Below are 21,793 nucleotides of genomic sequence, written 5' to 3'. Positions count from 1 at the left end.
ACTAAGGATGCGGGTGGGCAAAGGAGGGCAGGGTGTGGCCCACGGTGCGCAAAAAGAGGGGTGGCTGATGGCCAATGGCGACACAGATGTTCGCCATGGCCAGGCGCTGCAGGCAGCGTGGCGCGTGGCTGGGCACAGGCGTGCCTGCGGGCAGCCCCGAAGGCTGCGCAAATGCGTTCATTTTTTCTCCCTTGCGCTGGACTGTTTCTGGCGGCCATCGCGGCCGCCATGGCTGTAAGGCTCTTGTGGTTGCGCTGCCCAGTTCTGGCTGGTGTCAGTGCGGGCGCAGTGTGCAATAAAAAGCATACTGTGTAAATTTCTAAATGACATGTATCACGCGATACATGTCCGACATAGCGATCCAGGGGGCCTGATCGGCCTGGAGCGGTCTGGTTTTGAGGGTGCTGAAGTGGGTGTTTTTCCGTCTTCACTTTGCGGGGCGCCACAATCGGGACATGGATTGGGACCATTTCCGCTACTTTCTGGAGCTGGCGCGCGCCGGCACGCTGGTGGGTGCCGCACGCCGCCTGGGCGTGGAGCACACCACCGTGTCGCGTCGCCTGCAGGCGCTGGAAAAGCAAGTCGGCTCGGCCCTGTTTGCCCGTGCAGCCGGGGGCCACCGGCTGACCGAGGCCGGGCGGCAGCTGATGCCCAAGGTGGAGGCGATGGAGGCGGCCTTTCTTGCGGTCGAGAGTGCTGCACCGGGCGTGCGCCAGGGGCTGCACGGTCTGGTGCGCATTGGTACCACCGAAGGGTTTGGCAACCTGATCCTGGCGCCCCAGCTGGCCCGCTTTGCGCTGGGCCACCCGGGCCTGGTGGTGGACCTGCTGGCGCTGCCCCGGCTGGTGCACCTGTCGCGGCGCGAGGCAGACATCGTGATTTCGCTGGAACGCCCGGCGCGCGGCGCGGTGCTGGTGGTCAAGCTCACCGACTACGTGCTGCAGCTCTACGGCACGCGCGGCTACCTGGCGGGCCATGCGCCCATCCACACGGCCGAGGACCTGCGCGGCCACACCTTCATCAGCTATGTGGATGACCTGCTGTTCAGCAAGGAACTGCAGATCCTGGACGAGTTGCACCGCCCTGCGCATTTTGTGCTGCGCAGCACCAGCATCCTGGCGCAGTACGAGGCGGCGCGCGCCGGTGCCGGGCTGGCGGTGCTGCCCGCCTTCGTGGCGGCGCAAGACCCATCACTGGTCCCGGTGTTGCCCGGGGTGGCGCGGTTTCAGCGCACGTTCTGGATGTCGATGCCTGCAGAGAACAAACACGTTGCGCGCATGCAGGCGACCTGGGCGTTCTTGCGCGAAACCGTGGCTGCGCAGCAAGGGCTCCTGCTGCCAGCGGTCAATGCTATTGAATGAGGAGCTAATGGCGCTTGATGGATAAGCGCCAGGGCCAGTTTTGACGGTTTTTTTCGCCCCACGCCGCCTTTCTCTGGTCTTTTCTTTCAGCAGCCGGGTCTCTAGCATGTGTGGCGGATGCGGGGTGGATCCGCTGAAGAAGGAGGCTTGCGATGGCCAAGTACCGGATATTGAGCCTGGATGGTGGCGGGCTGCGGGGGCTGATCACGGCACGGCTGATCGCGCGGCTCAATGTCCACCCGCAGATTGCGGGCTGGCTGGATACGGTGGATCTGTTTGCGGGCACCTCCACGGGCGGCATCCTCGCGCTCGGCCTGGCCTGCGGCAAGACGCCTGAGGAAATCTGCACCCTCTACCGGCAGCGCGGTGGCGTCATCTTTGACGACAGCCTGTGGGACAACGTGCGCGATCTGGGCAAGACGGTGGGCGCCGATTACTCCAGCAAAGGCCTCAAGGCCGAACTCAAGGCTGTGTTTGGCGACCTGCAGCTCAAGGACATCCTGCGCAAGGTGGCCATTCCCACGTTCGATCTCGACAACGAGGAGGTGGCTGCCAAGCGCACCTGGAAGCCCAAGATCTTCCACAACTTCAAGGGGGCCGATTCCGACGGTGAGCAACTGGTGGCCAGCATTGCGCTGTACACCAGTTCGGCGCCCACGTACTTTCCTTCCGCCGACGGGTACATCGATGGTGGCGTGTACGCGAACAACCCCAGTATCGTGGCGCTGGCCCAGGCCATCTCCCGCCGCAACCAGCCCGCAGAGCGGGCGGCGCTCGACGAGGTGGTGATGCTCTCGCTCGGCACGGGTGTGAGCCTGACCTACATCAAGGGCCAGGCGCTTGACTGGGGCTATGCCCAGTGGGCACAGCCGCTGATCAATGTGCTGATGGACGGGGTTGCCGGCATCTCGGACTACCAGGCGCAGCAGCTGCTGGACGACCGCTACCACCGGCTGCAGATCGTGTTCAATCCGAACGAAACCATTGCGCTGGACGCAGTGGACAAGCTCGGCCGCATGGACGAGATCGCCTCCCACCACCCGCTGCAGAACACCGTGGACTGGATTCGCACTGCATGGATCTAGCAGTCGGTGTGACACAGGAGACTGCCCAAAACCGCCAGCGCCCTCGTCGTGCCCTGTTGCGATTGCTTGCAACGTGGCCGGGGCAGGGGCGCGTCCATGCGGGCTGCAGTGGATAGGATCGTCTCGCCCGTGCCCCAACCGACCCCTGACTTCATGACCACAACCCCCGCTGCCCCAGCAGCCTCCAGCCCTGCGCCGTCCTCTATTCGCACCCGCCAACGCGCAGCGGCCGTTGTGCGGCGCGCAGACGGCCAGGTGCTGCTGCACCGCCTGGAGCGAGACACATTCTGGGCGTTGCCCGGCGGCGCCATCGAGCCGGGGGAGAGCGCCTCGGAGGCCATTGCGCGCGAGCTGCATGAGGAGCTCGACACGGCCGTGGCCCTGGGAAACCTGGCCTTTGTGGTGGAAAACTTCTTCTGCCATGCCGGTGACTCGTACCACGAGATCGGGCTGTACCTGCATGCGACCCCGCTCCCCGGGTCGTTGCTGGCGGCCTCTGACGGGCCGTATGAGGGCGTGGAGGGCAACCAGACGCTCATCTTTGCGTGGTTCCCCCTGCACGAGCTGGCCGCGCTGGACCTGCGGCCCGCCTTTTTGCGCAGCGCGTTGACCGAGCCTCCCAGCTCGGTCGGGGCGCTGCACATCGTGCACCGCGATGCACCCCAGCCAGCGTCCGCCATTGTGGATACTCCGCTGTCTTTTTCTTGAACCGAGGCCTTTGCGATGAAACTGCTCCAGGTTTGCCATGCCCGCAATGCCCGCCACGCGGCACTGTTTTTTCTGGTGGCCCTGGCCGCCTGTGGTGGCGGGGGCTCGGCCGATGGGCCCACCGCAGGTGCCGATGCGCCATCTCCGGCCCCGGCCCCGGCGCCGGGTGCATCCCCTGCGCCCTCCGTACCCGGTGCGCTGTCGCCCACCTACGCCGGCGAAGGCACGTTCTACGGCGCCACGGGCGAGGGCAACTGCACTTTCGACGCGAGCCCCGGCAACCTCATGGTGGCGGCGATGAACGGCCCTGACTACGCGGGCAGCGCCGTCTGCGGCCAGTTCGTGGCGGTGACCGGGCCCAAAGGGTCCATCACCGTGCGCATCACCGACCAGTGCCCCGAGTGCAAGACGGGCGACCTGGACCTGAGCGAGTCCGCATTCGCCCGCATTGCCGACCCCGTCGCGGGCCGCGTGCCCATCCGCTGGCACGTGGTGCCGGGTGATCTCACCGGCCCGGTGAGCTACCGCTACAAAGAGGGGAGCAGCCGCTGGTGGGTGGCCATCCAGGTGCGCAACCACCGCCTGCCCATCACCGGCCTGGAGATCAAGCCCAGCGGCAGCGCGGACTGGATCGCCGTCGCGCGGACCGACTACAACTACTTTGTCCACCCCAGCGCAATTGCCACCGGCCCGCTGCAGGTGCGCATCACCGCCCTGGGCGGCGCGACGCTGATCGACACGCTGCCCGAGCCTTCCAACGGCGTGGTCGTCGCGGGGGCGGGGCAGTTTCCATGATCCATGTGCCGGTTTCGCCCCTGCCATCCTCTGACCACCTGGCGCCGCACCGTGAACTCTCTTGAACTCCAGTCCTATCTGCACCAACACATTCCCTTGTCCCAGGCCATGGGGGTCACCGTGGTCGAGGCATCGCCGCACCAGGTGGTGCTGAGCGCGCCACTGGCCCCCAACATCAACCACCGCGAGACGGTGTTTGGCGGCAGCGCGTCGGCCGTGGCCATCCTGGCCGCCTGGTCGATGCTGCACCTGCGGCTGTCCGCCGAAGGGCTGGGCAGCCGCCTGGTGATCCAGCGCAACACCATGGACTACCTGGCGCCCATCGACGGCACCTTCACCGCCGTGGCCCAGGCTCCTGCGCCAGAGGTTTGGCAGCCGTTCGCCCGCATGCTGCAGCGCAAGGGGCTGGGCCGAATCGCGCAGGCTTCCGCGCTGCACTACCAGGGACAGTCTGCGGGCCAGCTGGTGGGGGAGTTTGTGGCCTTTGGGCCGGGCTATCCATAGCCGTTGCAGCCGTTGCGGTACAACACGCGATCCAACGACTTCACCGGAGCACAGCACATGGGATTGTTTGACGGCGTGATGGGCAACGCATCCAAGATCGATGCCGCCAAGATCCAGGAGGAATTCAGCCGTATCCTGGCCCCGGGCGAGGTGGTGGAGCATGCCTATCAGCTGATCCGCGATTACTTCGTGTTCACGAACAAGCGGCTGGTGCTGGTGGACAAGCAGGGCATGACGGGCAGCAAGGTCGAGTACCACTCTCTTCCGTACAAGAGCATCACGCACTTCAGCATAGAGACCGGAGGTACGTTCGATCTGGATGCGGAGCTCAAGATCTGGATCTCTGGCTCTGCGGCGCCGTTTCAAAAGCAGTTCAAAAAGAAGCTCAGCATCTATGAGGTGCAGTCGGTGCTGGCTGGCTACGTGCTGAAGTAACGCTCATTTCGCGGTTTCATCCGGGCATTGCGGCGGTGGGGGGCGCGTACCCTCGGCTCACTGGGCGAAGCGGTTGCCTGTCTTTTTGACACAGGCACCGAGGCTTTCGCCACACAGGAGTTCACAGCGATGTCCCCCCTTCTCTCTGGCCTTGCTTCGGTCGCGTCTTTGATTTTCAACGCCACCTCCGGCGGCCCTGGCAAGTCGGCCGCGTCGCGGCGCAGCGGGGCCGATGTGGAACCCGAGCCGTCTGCCGTGCTCACCCTGAGCCCGCAGGCGGAGGCTCTGGCGGGCTTTGCAGGCAAAGGCATCCTGGTGTCGCAGGGCAAGTTGGAGAACGCCCTGGGTGCGGTGGCACGTGGCAGCGCGGGTTCGGCCGCCAATGCAGCGTCGGCCGCATTGTCGGGCCGCCCGGTGTCCACACAGGATTTTCAGGAGCTGCTGACCCGTTTTGGCGCCGACGATGCGCAAAAGGCGCAGCTGACGGCGGGGTTTGATGCGGACAAGGATGGCTCCATCACGCAGGATGAATTCTTGAAGGGCCTGGCCAAGACCAAGGGCGTCCAGGCGGGCAGCGATTTTTCGCAGGCCGTGATGCAACTGATGGACCGCAACGGCAATGCGGATGGCAGTGTGGCGGACAAGGAGTTTGCAGCGTTTTCGACTGCGTTTGCCGCGACGGGCGCCAAGCGGGCCGGCGTGGCGTAAGCGGCGGCGGTGTCTGGGCGCGATACGCGGTTCCACTCACAAAAAAGCACAACGGCCCACGAAGGGCCGTTGTGCTTTTTGCGGTGGCCGCGGCCTCTTTTCTGAGGCTGGCGGCATGTGCACGGTGCGGTCAGAGGTCTATATCCGACCCATCAGCAGCAAGATCACCAGAATCAGCACCACCAGGCCAATCCCGCCGCTGGGTCCGTAGCCCCATGAGCGGCTGTGGCCCCAGGTGGGCAGTGCGCCGACCAGGATGAGGATCAGGACGATCAGGAGAATCAGCGAAAGTGACATGGCGGTTCCTTGTTGTGGGTTGCGGTGAATGCATTGTTGGGCGCATCCAGCGCGCTACCCGCAGGTGCCACGCCCGCACGGCGGTCAGGGTTTTCCGACACGCCGTGTGGGATGGAGGGCTGAGGTCGTGCTGATGGGAAAAGATGAAATGCTATTGAAAATATAGCTGCTAGCGCTTTATGGATAAGCGCTAGCGGCCAATTTTGCTCAAATTAGTGCGCCCCGGCCGCATCCGCAGCACCTGCGCCCCCCGTTCTGGCGGGGCGGCGGGTCAGCCAGATCAGCCCAATCAACAGCAGGAACAACCCGGCCGAGCCCAGAAAGATGTCGTTGGCCGCACGGGTGAACGCCTGCTGGTCGATCAACCGGTTGACCTGCGCCAGCGCCTGCAAATGGGTGAGCCCCGTGGCAGTCAGGGCGTCAAGCGTCTGCGCAAACACGCCCTGGCCCTGCACCAGCCCTTCGGTCAGGTGCGCATGGTGCATGGCGGCGCGGCTCTCCCACAGCGTGGTGGCGATCGACGTGCCCATGGCCCCGGCGGTGATGCGCACAAAGTTGGACAGGCCCGCGGCGGCGGGGATGCGCTCTGGGGCAATGCCCGCCAGCGTCAGCGTGGTCAGCGGGATAAAGAAGAACGCCATGGCCGCGCCCTGCAGCAGGGTGGGGATCAGGATGTGGATGAAGTCCGTCTGCACTGTGAACTGCGAACGCATCCACAACACGATGCCGAACACGATGAATGCGCCCGTGGCCATGCGGCGCGGGTCCCACTGGCCCACCTTTTTGCCGACCAGCGGCGTGAGCAAAATGGCAAAGATGCCCACTGGCGCCAGCGCCATGCCGGCCGAAGTGGCGGTGTAGCCCATCCACTGCTGCAGCCACAGCGGCAGCAGCACCACATTGCCAAAGAACAGCGCATAGGCCACCGACAGCGCCAGCGCACCAAAAGTGAAGTTGCGGCCCTTGAAGAGTTTCAGGTCCACCACCGGGTGCTTTTCGGTCAGCTCCCACACCAGGAATACGGCAAAGGCCACCACCGCGACGACGGCCATGGTGATGATCTCGCCGGAGGCGAACCAGTCGAGCTCCTTGCCCTTGTCGAGCATGAGCTGCAACGCACCGACCCACAGCACCAGCAGGGAGAGGCCCACCGTGTCGATGGGCAGCTTGCGGATGGGCGTCTCGCGCTTGCGGTAGATGCCCCAGGTCAGCAGCCCGGCCAGCAGGCCCACGGGCACGTTGATGTAGAAGATCCACGGCCACGAGATGTTGTCCGTGATCCACCCGCCCAGTAGCGGCCCGACCACGGGCGCGACCAGCGTGGTCACCCCCCAGAGCGCCAGCGCCGTGCCCGCCAGGGCCTTGGGGTAGCTGGCGAGCAGCAGCGTCTGGCTCAGCGGGATCATCGGCCCGGCCACCAGGCCCTGCAGCACGCGGAAGAACACCAGCATCTCGAGCGACGAGGCAAACCCGCACAGCCAGGACGTGAGCACGAACAGCAGCACGCTCATGGTGAACAGGCGCACCGCGCCAAAGCGCTGGGTGAGCCAGCCGGTGAGCGGCACCGAGATGGCATTGGCCACGCCAAAGCTGGTGATGACCCAGGTGCCCTGGCCGGGGCTCACGCCCAGGTCGCCGGCAATGGCGGGGATGGAGACGTTGGCGATGGACGAATCCAGCACGTTCATGAACGTGGCCAGCGACAGCGACAACGTGCCCAGCAGCAAGGCCGTGCCTTGCAGCGGTGGGTAGGCGGCGGGGGCCGGTGGTTGCGCTGCTGCGGGCGCGGCCTTGGCGGGCGCCAGATCGGCTGCGTCTGCAGTGGGGTTGGCGGCGGTCATACGCTATCCACCCCGTTTACTGCACCACAGGCGACTGCACTGCCGAGGCCACCGGGGCCGAGGCGTGTTGCTGCTGGCTTTGCGCTGGCGCCTTGCCCACTTTGGGCGATGCCACGGCCACGGCCGCCTTGCCGCTGCGGCCCAGGTTGGCGGCGATGATGTGGGCCACTTCGTCGTCGGCGGCCTTGAACTGCGCGTCGAAAACAGCGGTGGCGGCCACGGGCGTGGTGCGCTGGGTGTCGGCCAGCGTCTTGCCGCTCTGGTCGGCGGTGTCCACCTTCACTTCCATCGACAGGCCCACACGCAGCGGGTGCTCGGCTACTTCCTTGGGGTCGAGCGCAATGCGCACGGGCACCCGCTGCACTACCTTGATCCAGTTGCCCGTGGCGTTCTGCGCAGGCAGCAGCGCAAAGGCGGCGCCGGTGCCGGCGCCCAGGCCCGTCACCGTGCCGTGGTACGTGACCTTGGTGCCATACACGTCGGCTTCCAGCTCGGCGGCCTGGCCGATGCGCAGGGTCTTGAGCTGGCTTTCCTTGAAGTTCGCGTCCACCCACAGGTCGTTCAGCGCCACCAGCGTCATCAGCGGTGCGCCGGCTTGCACACGCTGGCCCACCTGCACGCCGCGCTTGGCGATGTGGCCGTCCAGCGGCGCCACCAGCTGGGCGCGCTGTACGGCCAGGTAGGCCTCGCGCACGCGGGCTGAGGCGCGCTGCACGTTGGGGTGCTGCTCGATGGAGGTGCCTTCGGTCTGCGTCTGGCTGGCGGCCAACTGCTCCTGGGCGGCCACCACGGCGGCCTGGGCTGCGGCCACCGTGCTCTTGGCGGCGGTGACCTGGGCGTTGGCGTGCTGGAACTCTTCCTTGCCCACGGCGCCGCTGGCCATCAGAGGGGCGCGGCGGGTCACGTCGTCCTGCAGGCGTGCGGCTTCGGCCTGGGCGCGGGCCAGGTCGGCGCTGCGCAGGCTGACCTGGGCCTTCAGCGTGGAGTTGTTGGCGAACAGGGTGCGCACTTCACGCACGGTCTGCGCCAGCTGGGCCTCGGCCTGCTCCAGCGCCACGCGGGCGTCGGCAGGGTCGAGCTTGACCAGCAACTGGCCGGCTTTCACGTAGTCGGTGTCGTCCGCACCGATGGAGACCACGGTGCCGCCGATCTGCGGCGTGATCTGCACCACGTTGCCCGTCACGTAGGCGTTGTCGGTGGTTTCCACATGGCGGCCGTTGGCCCAGTGCCAGCCACCCCAGCCAATCGCCACCAGCGCAACGGCGGCGGCAATGATGGTGAGGCCCCGGCGGCGGGCGGTGTTGGCTTCGTTGGCGGTAAGGGGTTCGCTGTGGGCGGTCATGGCAGTGGTCTTTCAGGAATGTGTTGTTGTGTGTTTTTGATCGGGTCGGGCCTTGCCAGCTACTTACGCAACTGGCGCGGCCGAGGCCAGTGCGCCCGTGGAACTGGCTTTGCCAGGCCACCGGGTGCGTTCCCCTCCCGCGAAGCGAGAGAGGGGGAAGACGCGAAGCGGCTCAGGGGGTGTTTCATGCCGCCGTGTCGTCCGTCCAGCCGCCGCCCAGGGCCTTCATCAGCACCAGGCGGGTGTCGAGCTGGCGGGCGCGCAGGTCCACGGCCAGGCGGCGCTGGGCCAGCACCTGGCTTTCGGTGCTCAGCACCACCAGGTAGTTGCCCAGGCCTGCGCGGTAGCGCTCCTGCGCAAAGCGGTAGGCTTTTTCGGCGCTGGCCACGGCCTCGTCCTGCAAGGCCTGCTGGCGGGTAAGCGACTGGATGGAGGCCACGGCGTCGCCCGCTTCCTTGACCGCATCCAGCACGGCGGCGTTGTACTGGGCGATGGCGGCGTCCAGCTCGGCAGCGCGGCCGCCCAGCTGGGCGCGCAGGCGGCCGCCGTCGAAGATCGGCAGTCGCAGGGCGGGCGTCACACCCATCTGGCGCGAGCTGCCGTTGAACAACCGGTCCAGCCCCAGCGAGTTCAGGCCAATGAACGCGCCGATGTTGATGTTGGGATAGAACTCGCTGCGGGCGCTGTTCACGCCTTGCGTCGCAGCCTCCACGCGCCAGCGCGCGGCCACCACGTCGGGGCGGCGGCCCAGCAGGTCGGCGCCCAGCACCTCGGGCACGGCGGTGGGCTGCAGGGTGGCGAGTTGCGGCGTGACCGTGGGCAGCGCATCGGGCGCCTGGCCGGTCAGCACGGCCAGTTGGCGGCGGCCCAGGGTGATCTGCTCTTCGAGCGCTTCGATTTGTGTGCGGGCGTCGGGCACAGCGGCCTGGGCCTGGGTCAGCTCGACCTGGCTGTCCAGGCCTGCGGCGGTGCGCTCCTGGGTGAGCTTGCGTTGTTCTTCCCGCTGCGCCAGCGCGCGCGTGGCCACGTCGCGCTGTGCCACCAGCCGGGCCAGCGCCACATAGCTGCGGCCCACCTGGGCAGCCAGGGTGTTGGCGGCGGCAGCCGCATCGGCCTGGGCGGCGCGCGCCTGGCCCAGGGCGGCCTGCAGCTCGGCGGCGTGCTGGCCAAAGAAGTCGGGCGACCAGCTCAGCGAGGCCTGCACGGTGCCGCTGTTGTAGGTGTTGCCTGCCACCGGCGCGGGCACCAGGCCGTTGGCGGTGTAGCGCTGGCGGGTGGCGTCCACGCCCAGCGTGGCCTGCGGGCCGTTGGCAGCCTCGCGCACCTGGCTCAGCGCCACGGCCTGCTCCAGCCGGGCGCGGCTCACGGCCAGGCTGGGGTTGCCTTGCAGGGCCTGGTCGATCAGGGTGTTGAGCTGTTCATCGCCCAGCGCCTTCCACCATTGGGAGGGGGCGGCAGTTTCGGTGGCTGCAGCGTTCAGGCCGGCGGCCGACGGGGTGGTCTGCGCCAATGGCGTGTGGCTGGGGCCGGGGTTGGCGCAGCCGACCAGGAAGAGGGCGGCGGCCAGGGCAACGGCCGACACCGCCAGGTGGGCGACAAGGGCAGAGCGGGTGGACAGCGGAGCAGGGGCGGTGGGGGTCACGGAAATCTCCAGAATGGTTTTTTTTGGGTGTTGTGTGGAGGAAAACGAGGGCGTTGGAAACGAGCATGGCCTGGGCCAGGGCCACCGGTGGCGCCCCCCTTCAGGGGGAAGGAGGCGCCGAAGGCGGCACAGGGGGTTTTCCGTTCACGAGCATGCGGCGCAGCATGGACAACAGCAGTTGCCATTCGTCGTGGCTGAAGTCGCTGAGGTGGCCGTTGAGCACGTCGGCCAGCACCGGGGGCACCAAGGCGGCGATGCGTTGGCCTTCGGCGGTGAGCTTGAGCTGCACCACGCGCCGATCGACCGTGGAGCGCTCGCGCACGACCAGGCCTTTGGCTTCCATGCGGTCCAGCGAGCGGGTCATGGAGGCGGGGTCAGTCTCCAGGTCGCGCGCCAGACTGGCCACGGTGGCGGTCTCGTTCAGCGAGAGCTTGAACAGCGGCAACCATTGCGCATAGGTCAGTTCGTGGGATGACAGCTGCGCATCGGCCTGGGTGCGGATGGAAGACATCACCTTGCGCATCAGGTAGCCCACGCTGTTCTCAGGCTGCAGCTGACCCGCGTTGTAGAACCCCGCGTGGGGCAAAGAAGGCTTGGAGGTGTCGGAAGTCATGGCGGTGAATTTAATTGACTAGACAATGATTGTCTTTGCAATTAAATAAAGACCGTGACAATAAAATGGTTATAAGAAGCGATAATTTGCTATATAAAGCATAGCTTGTAACGCTTTTGGAATAAGCGCCGGAGGCCAATTTGGCACTGATTTCCATCGCTGGGCGGGGCGCGCACCATTTCCAGTGCCCAAGCGGGCTGACCGCGGCCGTTCTACCGCTCGGTCAGATGCTGAGCCCAAGCGGGTAGCGGCTGGGCCAGTGCCTTGACCTCGACGGGCGAGCACACCGCCACCAGTTGCGGTCCGGTGCCGTCGGCCTCTGCCGCGTCATACAGGTAGGCCACGTCGGCCCGCCTTACGGCCTGGGCCAGGTTGTCCATGGTGCGGGGGTAGCGGGCCAGGATGCGTTCGGGCGGCACCGCGTGCCCGCCTTCGCGCACGCGCTGCGCCACGCGGGCCAGCAGCCGGGCCGGGTCGTTCAGCGCCACGATGTACAGGGCCACGGTGTAGCCGCAGCGCTGGGCTTCTTCGATCAGCGCCAGTTTGGAGGGGTGCGAAAACACGGTTTCGCTGGCGAAGTCTGCGCCTTTGCTCATCAAGGCAGCGCGGCGTGCATCGGCCCAGTGGCGCGCCGCTTCGGACCGGGCTTCGGGGTCAGCAATGTGCTGCAGGTGCGCCTGTTCGTACAGATCGGCGTTCACAAACTCCAGCGGCGGGCCCAGGATGCCTTCGCGCACCAGGGCGCGGTACAGCGTGGATTTGCCCGCGCCGTTCGGGCCTGCCAGCAGGTGGAACCAGCGGGGTGGCGTGTTGCGGCGGGGCGGCGGGGAGGGCTGCTGGGCGGGGGCCACCATGCAAGGTCAGACGACAGGGGCGGCGGCTTTGGCCTGGTTCTCCAGCACCACTTCACGCACCCGCTGCGCCAGCGTGCCGCGCGTTTGGGCTGCCAGCAGGCGGGCAGTGAGTGCGTCCACCGACGCGGGGGCTGCCAGGGTGGTGGGGCGCGCGGCAGCGGCTTCATACTGCTCGATGGCGCTGCGGGCCTCTTGTACGCTCAGGCCCGTGTGTTCCACGATCTGGCCCAGCGTGGCCCAGTATTCGATCTGGCTGGCCACCGAGCGGCGCATGGGCTGCGCGGCCTGGCGGGCCTGCTCCACCAGGTGGGCGGGGAGCTTGACGGAAGAAAAGGCGGTGGCGGACATGGCGATCTCCTGATTGGCGCATTTTGCGCCAATCAGGGTGAATTGGCAATGCGCGTGGGGGCGACCTGGGCTTCGGGCGGTACCATGCCTTGCCTTCCACCCCCTTCCTTCCTGCTCATCGCCGAATAGCCGCCAGCCGCCCCATGACTGCCACCACCACACCCGCTTCCGCCCCTGCTGCCACCGCACCCTTGCGTTTTGCCGTGATGGGCGCTGGCGCCGTGGGCTGCTACTTCGGTGCCTTGCTCGCCCGCGCGGGCCATGCCGTCACGCTTATCGGGCGGCCCGCCCATGTGCTGGCCGTGCGTGACCACGGGCTGCGGCTGCAGACGGTGGCGATGGATGTGCAGGTGCCTCTGGCGGCCAGCACCGAGGCCAGCGCCGTGCAGGGCGCGGACGTGGTGCTGTTCTGCGTGAAGTCGTCCGACTCGGAAGACGCTGCGCAGCAGATTCGTCCCCACCTGGCGCCTGGCGCGCTGGTGCTGACCTTGCAGAACGGTGTGGACAACGACGAGCGCGTGCGCGCTGTGCTCGATGCCAACACCCCGGTGGCGGCCGCCGTGGTCTATGTGGCCACTGCCATGGGCGGCCCCGGGCATGTGGTGCACCATGGCCGGGGCGAGCTGGTGATTGCACCTTCGCCGCGCAGCGACGAGGTAGCCCGCCAGCTCACGGCGGCGGGTATTCCCACCCAGGTGTCAGACAACGTGCGCGGGGCGCTCTGGGCCAAGCTGGTGCTCAACAGCGCCTACAACGCGCTGTCGGCCTTGTCGCAGCAGCCCTACGGCCCGCTGGTGCAGGTGCCCGGCGTGACGCAGGTGATTGCCGACATCGTGGCCGAGTGCCTGGCGGTGGCTGCTGCTGACGGAGTGACGATTCCGGGCGATGTGCAGGCGGCGGTGCGCGGCATCGCCAGCACCATGCCCGGGCAGTATTCGTCCACCGCGCAGGATCTGGCGCGTGGTAAACCCACCGAGATCGACCATCTGAATGGCTATGTGGTCAAGCGCGGCGCCGCCTTGGGCGTGCCGACGCCGCTGAACCACGCGCTGCAGGTGCTGGTCAAGTTGGCCGAGATGAAGCGCGCTGCAGGCTGAACCGGGGGGCCGTCAGGCCAAGGCCGCCTCTTCCAGCAACCGCTCGCGCACTTCCTGCGCGGCCTGCACCATGTGGCGCAGGGCGGCTTCGGTCTCGGGCCAGCCCCGGGTTTTCAGACCGCAGTCGGGGTTCACCCACAGGTGCTCCACGGGCACGACCTCGGCGGCTTTTTCCAGCAGCGCAGCCATCTCCTGCACGCCAGGCACGCGGGGCGAGTGAATGTCGTACACGCCGGGGCCGATCTCGTTGGGGTAGCGGAAATCTCCGAACCCCTGCAGCAGCTTCATGTCCGAGCGGCTCGTCTCAATCGTGATCACGTCGGCATCCATGGCCGCGATGGAGGGCAGGATGTCGTTGAACTCGCTGTAGCACATGTGGGTGTGGATCTGCGTGTCGTTGCGCACGCCACTGGCACTGATACGGAAGGCGCGGGTGGCGCGCTCCAGGTAGCTCTTCCACCCCGTGCGGCGCAGCGGCAGGCCCTCGCGGATGGCGGGCTCGTCGATCTGGATGATGGCGATGCCTGCAGCTTCGAGGTCACACACCTCGTCGCGGATGGCCCAGGCGATCTGGTCGGCCGTGGTGGCGCGGGGCTGGTCGTCGCGCACAAAGCTCCACTGCAGGATGGTGATGGGCCCGGTGAGCATGCCTTTCATGGGCTTGGCCGTCAGGCTCTGCGCGTACTGCGTCCAGGCCACCGTCATAGGCGTGGGGCGGGCCACGTCGCCGTAAATGATGGGCGGCTTTACGCAGCGCGAGCCATAGCTTTGCACCCAGCCGTTGGCGGTGAAGGCAAAGCCGTCGAGCTGCTCGCCAAAGTATTCGACCATGTCGTTGCGCTCAGCTTCGCCGTGCACCAGCACGTCAATGCCCTGGGCTTCCTGCTTGCGCACGGCCAGGGCAATTTCGGCTTCCATCTTTTGTTGGTATTGGGCTGCATCGAGTGCCCCGCGCTTGAAGGCGGCACGGGCCGCGCGGATCTCCGCCGTCTGCGGGAACGAGCCAATCGTGGTGGTGGGCAACAGCGGCAGCTTCAGCCGTGCGCGCTGGGCCTTTTGCCGGGCAGGGAAGGCGCTGGCGCGCTGGTCGGCCCCTGGCGCCGCAGCGGCAATGCGGGCCGCCACGGTGGCGCGGTGCACACGCGGGCTGGCGCGGCGCGCGGCCAGGGCGGTGCGGGCGGCGTGCAGTTCGTCGTCCACCGCCGCCTCGTCTTGTGACAAGGCGGTGGACAGCACGCGCAGCTCATCGAGTTTTTCCACCGCAAACGCCAGCCACGACTTCACCTCGGCGTCCAGCTGCGTCTCGGCCTCTAAGCTGAACGGCACATGCAGCAGCGAGCACGACGGCGCCAGCCACAGCTCGCCCTGGTGCTTGTCGGCCACGGGCCGCAGCTTTTGCAGCGCCGCATCCAGGTCGGTGCGCCAGATGTTGCGGCCATCCACGATGCCTACCGACAGCACTTTGTGCGAAGGCAACCAGTCGGCTACGCCCACCAGCTCGTCGGCGGCGCGCACGGCATCCACATGCAGGCCGGCCACGGGCAGCTGGCAGGCAAGGCGCAGGTTCTCGGCCAGCGGCGAGAAGTAGGTGGCCAGCAGCAGCTTGGGCGCGCTGCGAGCGAGTTGCCAGTAGCTGGGCTCAAAGGCATGGCGCCACACATCGGGCAGGTCCAGGCCCAGGATGGGCTCGTCGATCTGCACCCATTCCACGCCTTGGGCCTTCAGGCGTGCCAGCACGGCCTCGTACACCGGCAGCAGTTGTGCGAGCAGGCTGAAGCGGTCAAAGCGCGCCGTTTTGGATTTGCCCAGCCACAAAAAGCTCAGCGGCCCCAGCAGCACAGCCTTGACGCGGTGGCCCAGCGCCTGGGCCTCGGCCACCTCGGCAAACAAGCGCTCGCTGGCCAGGTGGAACTGGGTGTGGGCGCTGAACTCGGGCACGAGGTAGTGGTAGTTGGTGTCGAACCACTTGGTCATCTCCAGCGCGGGCTGGCCAGCGGTGTGGTGCTTGGCGGTGCAACCGGCGCTGCAGCCCGCGTGGTGTTCGTCGCTGTGGGTGGCGGAGTAGGCCGATACGCCCCGCGCCATCGCAAAGTAGCGCGCTAGCTCGGGCGTGTGGGCGTCAAAGCCAAAACGCGCAGGCTCGCAGCCCAGCAACTGGATGTGGTTGGCCACATGGTCGTACAGCGCAAAGTCGCCCACGGTCACACAACCCAGGCCTGCGTCGGCCTGCGCCTGCCAGTGTTGCTGGCGCAGCTGGGCAGCGGTGGCCTGCAGCTCGGCCTCGGTGCTGTCGCCCCGCCAGAAGGATTCGAGCGCGAATTTCAGCGCGCGCTGCGCCCCCATGCGCGGAAAGCCCAGGGTGTGCGTGAGCACGGGGCGGCGGGTGGTTGGAGCGGCGAGCGACATGGTGATTTCCTTCTTCTGAATGGAGCAATGCAATGAAGGCACCGATGGTCGTGTGGGCTCGTTTATTATTCAAACGAAAGTTTTAGTCGATCAACTTGAAAATTAATAATGAATCAGTCGATTCTGGAAGTGCGCCACCTGCGCACGCTGGTGGCCCTGCGTGACAGCGGCAGCCTGGTACGGGCCGCGCAGTTGCTCAACCTCACGCAGTCGGCGCTGTCGCACCAGATCAAGCTGCTGGAAGACCGCTACGGCCAGCCACTGTTCGAGCGCAAATCGGTGCCGCCGCAGTTCACCGCCGTGGGCGAACGCCTGCTGGCGTTGGCCGATGCCATGCTGCCGCAGGTGGAAGGGGCAGAGCGCGACATTGCTCGCCTAGTGCTGGGGCAGGGCGGGCAGATGCGCATTGCGGTGGAATGCCACACCTGTTTTGACTGGCTGATGCCCGCCATGGACGCGTTTCGCACCCGCTGGCCCGAGGTGGAACTGGACATCGTGAGCGGCTTTCATGCCGACCCTGTGGGCCTGCTGCACCAGGGCCGGGCCGATGTGGCCATCGTGTCCGAGGTGGATGCCGATGAGGCGGGCGTGGACTACCACGCGCTGTTTGGCTTCGAGATCCGCGCACTGCTGGCCAACACGCACCCGCTGGTGGCCAAGCCGCACTTGGTGGCGCAGGACTTTGCGGACCAGACCATCATCACCTACCCCGTGCCCGACGAGATGCTGGACCTGATCCGCCAAGTGCTGGAGCCCGCCGGTGTGCGCCCCCCGCGCCGCACCACCGAGCTGACGGTGGCCATGCTGCAGCTGGTGGCCAGCGGGCGCGGCGTGGCGGCGCTGCCGCTGTGGGCGGTGCAGAGCTACCTGGACCGGGGCTATGTGACGGCGCGGCCCATTGCGGCAGGACCTGGCGAAAAAGGCCTGCGCGGCGAGCTGCACGCCGCCTGCCTGCCCAGTCTGTCGGCCAAGCCGTATCTGCAGGACTTTGTGCAGGTGACGCGCGAGACAAGTTTTGTCACGCTCAAGGGCGTGGAGTTGTTGTGATTGGTTCAGGCGCGTACTTGTCGCCCACTTCTTCGCGCAGCGGGTGGGTGTCGTAGACGATGTTCATGTCGCGGATCCGCGTGCTGCCCGCGTAGAACGTGAACACATCCACGCAGGTGAACGTCACCTCCCGGCCATCGTTCAAGGTCCAGTCGTAGCGGAAGTAGGCGGCGACCCGCACGGCGCCGCCGTTGTCTGGCTGGGCGGAGGCAAACAGATCCAGCACGGTGATCACGCTGCGGCTGGAGGCCTGGGCGAGCTTTTGGAAAAAGTCCCTCGCGCGCATGGTGCCCAGAAAGGGCGAATGCACCACGCCATCGTCTTCAAAGCAGGCAATCAGCCCGTCGGTGTGGCTGGCATGCAGGTGGGCGAGGTAGGTGCGGACGGTGTCGATGGGGGTGTGGCTCATAAGTGGCGATGCAAAGGGCGCGGAGTGGAGTGCGTAGCTTCGCCAACTCCGCGCCGCACGACAAGAGACAATGGTGGCTTATACATAAAAGGTGTTTATGTATCTGCGCTACCTGCAATACCTCCATGCGGTCATCGAACAGGGCTCGTTCGCCTTGGCGGCCAAGGCCTGCGGCGTGTCGCAGCCTGCGATCAGCCATGGCATGAAGGCGCTGCAAGCCCACTTCGCGCAGCCCTTGCTGGTGCGGGAGGGGCGCCGCCATGTGCCCACCGACCTGGCCCGGGCCGTAGCCGCGCAGGCCCTGCCCCTGGCACAAGGGGTCGAGGCGCTGCCCCGCGCGTCAGTGGCTGCGGCAGACCGCCATCTGCTGCGGGTGGGGCTCACGTCTTCAGCGGCGCTGGTCTGTGGACCGCTGCTGTATGCCAGCTGGTGCCTGCCCAACGCCCGGCGCTCGCTGGAGATGGCGATGGCCGATGAAGGCAGTCTGCTGGAAGGCCTGCTGCAGCGGCGCTTTGATGCGGTCATTGCCCCCAAGCCGCGCAAGTTTGCGCATCCCGATGTGACGGAGCGCCCCCTGTACGAGTTGCATCCCCAGGTCTATGCGCGCAAAGGCCACCCATTGGTCCGGGCCCGGTCACTGGCGCAACTGCAGGGCGCCGCGTGGGCGTGTGTGCGGCCCAGTGTCAGCGGGCCGGTGGATGTCTTGACGGAAGCGCACCGCGTGCGGCGAATGCCGGCCCCAAGGATGGCGGTGCGCTGCCCTGACTTTGCCAGCATGCTGCATCTGATGGCGCAGTCCGACCTGCTTGCCGTCGTGCCACACCCTGCTTTGCTGGGCGGGGCGGCCGCGCTGGTGGCGCCTCTGCGGCTCGCGGAATCCTTGCCGCTGTACGGCATGTGGCTGTTCGAACTAGGTGCCCGAAAGTCCCGGCTCGGCCCAGAGGTGTTTACGCCCGTCGGTTGAACATCGCTCACCGAGGTTGATGGAAAAATTGCAAGATTGCGAAGTGTTTGAAATTGGCGTTGCAAGACTCCATAATCGCCTTTCTTCATCTCACCGCAGAGCCGTCGCACTATGCACCACCCGCACTCAGCCCCTTCATTTGTCCGCCCCTTGATGGCCTCTCTCGCGCTGGCGTTTGCCGCCACCCTGGCCCACGCTGCACCTGTGGCTGAGGTCCATGCGCTGGCCCAGAAGGAGCAGCAGCCGCTGCTCGACACCCTGCGTGACCTGGTGCACATCGAGTCGGGCAGCAAGGACATCGAAGGCCTGAACCAGATCGCCGAACGCATTGCCAGCCAGCTCAAGCAATTGGGCGGCACGGTGGATGTTCTGCAGACCAACGACATCTACCGCCTGGACGATACGCCCGAGAAGGTCGGCCCCGCCGTGCAGGCCGTGTTCAAGGGTTCGGGCAGCAAGAAGATCATGCTGATCGCGCACATGGACACGGTGTACTTGAAGGGCATGCTCAAAGCCCAGCCGTTTCGCATCGACGGCGACAAGGCCTACGGCCTGGGCATCTCGGACGACAAGCAGGGCATTGCGCTCATCATCCATACCGTGGCCCTGCTGCAAAAGCTCAACTTCAAGGACTATGGCACGCTCACCGTGCTGATCAACGGCGACGAGGAAATCAGCTCGCCCGGCTGGCGCAGCACCATCACCCGCGTGGCAGCCGAGCAGGATGTGGTGTTGTCGTTCGAAGGCGGCGGTACCGATGGCACGCTGCGCCTGGCCACCAGCGGCATTGGGGCTGCCTACCTCACGGTGCAGGGCAAGGCTTCGCACGCCGGGGCCAAGCCCGAAGATGGTGTGAACGCGCTGTACGAGTTGTCGCACCAGCTGCTGCAGATGAAGGACCTGTCGAAAAACGACGAAGGCCTCAAGCTCAACTGGACGGTCTCCAAGTCCGGCACCAACCGCAATGTGATTCCCGCCGAGGCCACCGCCCAGGCCGATGCGCGTGCCCTGAAGGTGGCGGACTTTGACGGGCTGGAGAAGTCGCTGCAAGAGAAGATCAAGACCCGGCTGCTGCCCGCATCCAAGGTGGACGTGAAGTTCGAGGTGCGCCGCCCGCCGCTCGAAGCCAGCGAGGCATCCCGCCGCGTGGCCGGCTACGGCAAGGTGATCTACCAGGAGTTGGGCCTGTCGCTCAACGTGGTCGAAAAGGCGACGGGCGGGGGGACCGATGCGGCGTTTGCTGCATTGAAGACCAAGGGAGCCGTCGTGGAAGGCATGGGCCTGTCGGGCTACGGTGCCCATTCCAACGACGCCGAGTACGTGCAGATCAACACCATCGTGCCGCGCCTGTACCTGGCCACGCGCATGGTGATGGACATCTCCAAGGGTGTGTTGAAGTAACCGGGACGGCGCGCCCCTGGCGCGCGCGTTTCTAGGCCCTCGCCGACGCATGCCGGCGAGGGCTTTTTTACATCAGGCGACCGGTACGGGCACGCGCACGGAACCCCTGGCGTAGAAGGATTCCAGGTTCTCCAGCACCAGGTCTGCCATGGCACGGCGGGTTTCGTGGGTGGCGCTGGCGGTGTGCGGGGTCAGCACCACGTTGTCCAGCGCCATCAGCGCGTCGGGCACGCTGGGTTCGTTCTCGAACACGTCGAGTCCGGCACCGGCGATGCGGCGTTCGGTCAGCGCTTCGATCAACGCGGCCTCATCCACCACACTGCCGCGCGCCACATTGATGAGGTAGCCGTTCGGGCCCAGGGCGTTGAGCACATCGCGGTTGACGAGGTGGCGCGTGCCAGTGCCACCGGCGACGGTCAGCACGAGGTAGTCGGCCCACTGCGCAAGCGCAGTCAACGACTCGAAATAGGACAGTGGGCAACCTTCGGCCGGGCGTCGGTTGTGGTAGCCCACCTCCATGCGGAAACCGCTGGCGCGCTCAGCCACCGCCTGGCCGATGCGGCCCATGCCCACAATGCCCAGGCGCTTGCCCGACACCCGGGTTCCCAGTGCGAAGCGGGCCTGGGGCCATTCGCCGCGGCGCACAAAACGGTCACTGGCTGCAATGCCGCGCGACACATCCAGCATCAGCGCAAACGCCATGTCGGCCACGCAGTCGTTGAGCACGCCGGGTGTGTAGCCCACCTGCACGCCACGCGCCTTGGCAGCACCGATGTCCAACGCGTCAAAACCCACGCCGAAACTGCTGATGACCTGCAAACGCGGCAGGGCGGCAATGACCTCGGCCTTGAGGCCGATGGATGCCGTCGTCACCACCCCGGTGAATTCCGCGCCCTGTGCGGCCAGAAAGGATGCCGGATCGGGCTGGTCGGCCAGGCAGGCGACGTGGTACCGGGTTGCCAGTTCGGCCTCCAGCGCGGGAAGGGGCAGGCGGCCGATTTGCAGAATGCGGGGCTGGGAATTTTCTGTCATGGGCTTCGTTGAGCTGAAGTGCAAAAACAAAGGGCCGCACGCGGCGGCCCTGCGGGTTACATCATGCCGCCGTGCGCACGGCCTGGCGGGCCAGGAGCTGCCACTGCCCGCTTTGTTGCTGCCACACGCCCAAGATCTTGATCTGCACCTTGCCGGGCTTGCCCGAGTCGTTGGTGTCGGCCGTGAGGGTGTGGCGCACGATGGCGGTGTGGCCCACGACCTTGATGGTCTGGTCGGAGATGGCGATGGTCACGAAGTCGGACTTGCCTGCGACCAGGTCGCCGATGAAGCTGTCCTTGGTGTCCACACGGCCGCCGGAGTGCCCGTAGCTCAGGTCGTCTGCCACCAGGGGGGCCAGCGCTGCGGGCGTGGGGTCGATCATGGCCAGGCGCAGGCGTTCAGCGGCGGCGGCCACGGCTTGCTCGGACCCGGCAGATGCGGTGGCCGTCGCGTGGGTGGCGCAGCCGCTCAGCGTGACAAGGGCCAGGGCGCCGGCTGCGGCGAGGATGAGAGTCTTGAGCATGTGGTGTGTCTCCGTAATGGTGTTGTATTGGCGTGCCGTGCGGGCACCACGCGCCCGTGCACGGCCAGCCGCGTGGTGTGAGGTGTATGGAAATCGCTGGAAAAAAGGGCCTGGAAAACCAGGCCCTTGACTCACTTTTCGGGGTGCTTACTGCGGGCCGAGCTTGTCGATGAGCGCCTTGAGCTCTTCCATCTCGCTGGGCTTCAGGTCCGTCAGCGGAGCCCGCACCGGGCCGCCGTCATGGCCCACGATCCTGGCGCCCGCCTTGATGATGCTCACGCCATAGCCTTCCACCCGGTTGCGAATCGCCAGGTAAGGCATGAAGAACTCCTTGAGCAACTTGTGCTGCGTGGCGATGTCGTCGCTGGCCACGGCCTTGTA

General features: G+C 66.5%; 23 protein-coding genes and 1 pseudogene. 11 read left to right on the top strand and 13 right to left on the bottom strand.

Annotated elements, in window-relative coordinates; translation table 11 throughout:
• Position 1: 1 nt before the first annotated feature.
• Positions 2-181: a hypothetical protein gene (locus IB243_RS22375; protein ID WP_192429435.1), complete on the bottom strand. Its 180-nt coding sequence runs from the start codon at positions 179-181 to the stop codon at positions 2-4.
• 274 nt (positions 182-455) lie between these two features.
• Here IB243_RS22375 and IB243_RS22370 point away from each other — a divergent pair, with 274 nt between their 5' ends.
• The 7 genes from IB243_RS22370 to IB243_RS22340 all read left to right on the top strand — a co-directional run bounded on the left by IB243_RS22370 (position 456) and on the right by IB243_RS22340 (position 5,596).
• A complete protein-coding gene (locus IB243_RS22370) occupies positions 456-1,361 on the top strand; it encodes a LysR family transcriptional regulator (RefSeq protein ID WP_057224591.1) in 906 nt (301 codons plus the stop codon).
• A 152-nt stretch (positions 1,362-1,513) separates the two neighbouring features.
• Entirely contained in the window at positions 1,514-2,446 is a 933-nt protein-coding gene (locus IB243_RS22365; protein ID WP_192429434.1) for a patatin-like phospholipase family protein, read from the top strand.
• 129 nt (positions 2,447-2,575) lie between these two features.
• The gene (locus tag IB243_RS22360; protein WP_370540379.1) at positions 2,576-3,154 is read left to right on the top strand and encodes an NUDIX hydrolase; all 579 of its coding nucleotides are present in this window, start codon (positions 2,576-2,578) and stop codon (positions 3,152-3,154) included.
• A 15-nt stretch (positions 3,155-3,169) separates the two neighbouring features.
• Positions 3,170-3,949 (top strand): expansin EXLX1 family cellulose-binding protein, encoded by a 780-nt coding sequence (locus IB243_RS27365; protein ID WP_192429432.1) that lies wholly within the window; start codon positions 3,170-3,172, stop codon positions 3,947-3,949.
• A gap of 51 nt (positions 3,950-4,000) precedes the next feature.
• Positions 4,001-4,453 carry a YiiD C-terminal domain-containing protein gene (locus IB243_RS22350; RefSeq protein WP_370540378.1) on the top strand — a complete coding sequence of 151 codons (453 nt, stop codon included), beginning with the start codon at positions 4,001-4,003 and terminating at the stop codon, positions 4,451-4,453.
• A gap of 57 nt (positions 4,454-4,510) precedes the next feature.
• Entirely contained in the window at positions 4,511-4,888 is a 378-nt protein-coding gene (locus IB243_RS22345) for a PH domain-containing protein (RefSeq protein ID WP_192429430.1), read from the top strand.
• Positions 4,889-5,017: 129 nt separating this feature from the next.
• Entirely contained in the window at positions 5,018-5,596 is a 579-nt protein-coding gene (locus IB243_RS22340; RefSeq protein WP_010459024.1) for a hypothetical protein, read from the top strand.
• A gap of 138 nt (positions 5,597-5,734) precedes the next feature.
• Here IB243_RS22340 and IB243_RS22335 read toward each other — a convergent pair whose 3' ends face one another.
• The 7 genes from IB243_RS22335 to IB243_RS22305 all read right to left on the bottom strand — a co-directional run bounded on the left by IB243_RS22335 (position 5,735) and on the right by IB243_RS22305 (position 12,533).
• Positions 5,735-5,893 (bottom strand): DUF3309 family protein, encoded by a 159-nt coding sequence (locus IB243_RS22335; protein ID WP_007856361.1) that lies wholly within the window; start codon positions 5,891-5,893, stop codon positions 5,735-5,737.
• 212 nt (positions 5,894-6,105) lie between these two features.
• Positions 6,106-7,734 carry a DHA2 family efflux MFS transporter permease subunit gene (locus IB243_RS22330; RefSeq protein ID WP_225585229.1) on the bottom strand — a complete coding sequence of 543 codons (1,629 nt, stop codon included), beginning with the start codon at positions 7,732-7,734 and terminating at the stop codon, positions 6,106-6,108.
• 16 nt (positions 7,735-7,750) lie between these two features.
• Entirely contained in the window at positions 7,751-9,076 is a 1,326-nt protein-coding gene (locus IB243_RS22325) for an HlyD family efflux transporter periplasmic adaptor subunit (protein WP_192429429.1), read from the bottom strand.
• Between the two features lie 184 nt (positions 9,077-9,260).
• The gene (locus IB243_RS22320; protein WP_192429428.1) at positions 9,261-10,718 is read right to left on the bottom strand and encodes an efflux transporter outer membrane subunit; all 1,458 of its coding nucleotides are present in this window, start codon (positions 10,716-10,718) and stop codon (positions 9,261-9,263) included.
• Between the two features lie 100 nt (positions 10,719-10,818).
• The gene (locus tag IB243_RS22315; RefSeq protein WP_010459009.1) at positions 10,819-11,331 is read right to left on the bottom strand and encodes a MarR family winged helix-turn-helix transcriptional regulator; all 513 of its coding nucleotides are present in this window, start codon (positions 11,329-11,331) and stop codon (positions 10,819-10,821) included.
• Between the two features lie 212 nt (positions 11,332-11,543).
• Positions 11,544-12,185 (bottom strand): zeta toxin family protein, encoded by a 642-nt coding sequence (locus IB243_RS22310; RefSeq protein ID WP_192429427.1) that lies wholly within the window; start codon positions 12,183-12,185, stop codon positions 11,544-11,546.
• Between the two features lie 6 nt (positions 12,186-12,191).
• Entirely contained in the window at positions 12,192-12,533 is a 342-nt protein-coding gene (locus tag IB243_RS22305) for a hypothetical protein (RefSeq protein ID WP_192429426.1), read from the bottom strand.
• Positions 12,534-12,676: 143 nt separating this feature from the next.
• On the opposite strand from IB243_RS22305, the gene IB243_RS22300 reads away from it, so the two are divergent.
• Positions 12,677-13,630 (top strand): ketopantoate reductase family protein, encoded by a 954-nt coding sequence (locus IB243_RS22300; protein WP_192429425.1) that lies wholly within the window; start codon positions 12,677-12,679, stop codon positions 13,628-13,630.
• Between the two features lie 12 nt (positions 13,631-13,642).
• Here IB243_RS22300 and metE read toward each other — a convergent pair whose 3' ends face one another.
• A complete protein-coding gene (gene metE, locus IB243_RS22295; RefSeq protein ID WP_192429424.1) occupies positions 13,643-16,036 on the bottom strand; it encodes a 5-methyltetrahydropteroyltriglutamate--homocysteine S-methyltransferase in 2,394 nt (797 codons plus the stop codon).
• Positions 16,037-16,144: 108 nt separating this feature from the next.
• Between metE and IB243_RS22290 the strand changes: the two genes are divergently transcribed.
• Complete coding sequence (locus tag IB243_RS22290; protein ID WP_192429423.1) at positions 16,145-17,083, top strand: LysR family transcriptional regulator; 939 nt, start codon at positions 16,145-16,147, stop codon at positions 17,081-17,083.
• On the opposite strand, the gene IB243_RS22285 is transcribed toward IB243_RS22290, so the two are convergent.
• Positions 17,061-17,492 (bottom strand): nuclear transport factor 2 family protein, encoded by a 432-nt coding sequence (locus tag IB243_RS22285; protein WP_192429422.1) that lies wholly within the window; start codon positions 17,490-17,492, stop codon positions 17,061-17,063. The two genes, IB243_RS22290 and IB243_RS22285, sit on opposite strands and share 23 nt — an antisense overlap.
• 97 nt (positions 17,493-17,589) lie before the next feature.
• Here IB243_RS22285 and IB243_RS22280 point away from each other — a divergent pair, with 97 nt between their 5' ends.
• The gene (locus tag IB243_RS22280) at positions 17,590-18,456 is read left to right on the top strand and encodes a LysR family transcriptional regulator (protein ID WP_192429421.1); all 867 of its coding nucleotides are present in this window, start codon (positions 17,590-17,592) and stop codon (positions 18,454-18,456) included.
• Between the two features lie 111 nt (positions 18,457-18,567).
• The gene (locus tag IB243_RS22275; protein WP_192429420.1) at positions 18,568-19,857 is read left to right on the top strand and encodes a M20/M25/M40 family metallo-hydrolase; all 1,290 of its coding nucleotides are present in this window, start codon (positions 18,568-18,570) and stop codon (positions 19,855-19,857) included.
• A 72-nt stretch (positions 19,858-19,929) separates the two neighbouring features.
• Here IB243_RS22275 and IB243_RS22270 read toward each other — a convergent pair whose 3' ends face one another.
• From IB243_RS22270 to IB243_RS22260, 3 genes and pseudogenes are all read right to left on the bottom strand, one after another.
• A complete protein-coding gene (locus IB243_RS22270; RefSeq protein ID WP_192429419.1) occupies positions 19,930-20,889 on the bottom strand; it encodes a 2-hydroxyacid dehydrogenase in 960 nt (319 codons plus the stop codon).
• A gap of 61 nt (positions 20,890-20,950) precedes the next feature.
• Complete coding sequence (locus tag IB243_RS22265; protein WP_192429418.1) at positions 20,951-21,412, bottom strand: nuclear transport factor 2 family protein; 462 nt, start codon at positions 21,410-21,412, stop codon at positions 20,951-20,953.
• 147 nt (positions 21,413-21,559) lie between these two features.
• Positions 21,560-21,793 (bottom strand): annotated as a pseudogene (locus IB243_RS22260) (5-dehydro-4-deoxyglucarate dehydratase); the annotation flags it as partial.

It is taken from the genome of Acidovorax sp. ACV01 (assembly GCF_014851495.1).
Lineage (GTDB): Bacteria > Pseudomonadota > Gammaproteobacteria > Burkholderiales > Burkholderiaceae_C > Acidovorax > Acidovorax radicis.
This window is presented reverse-complemented; position numbering and strand designations above follow the sequence as displayed.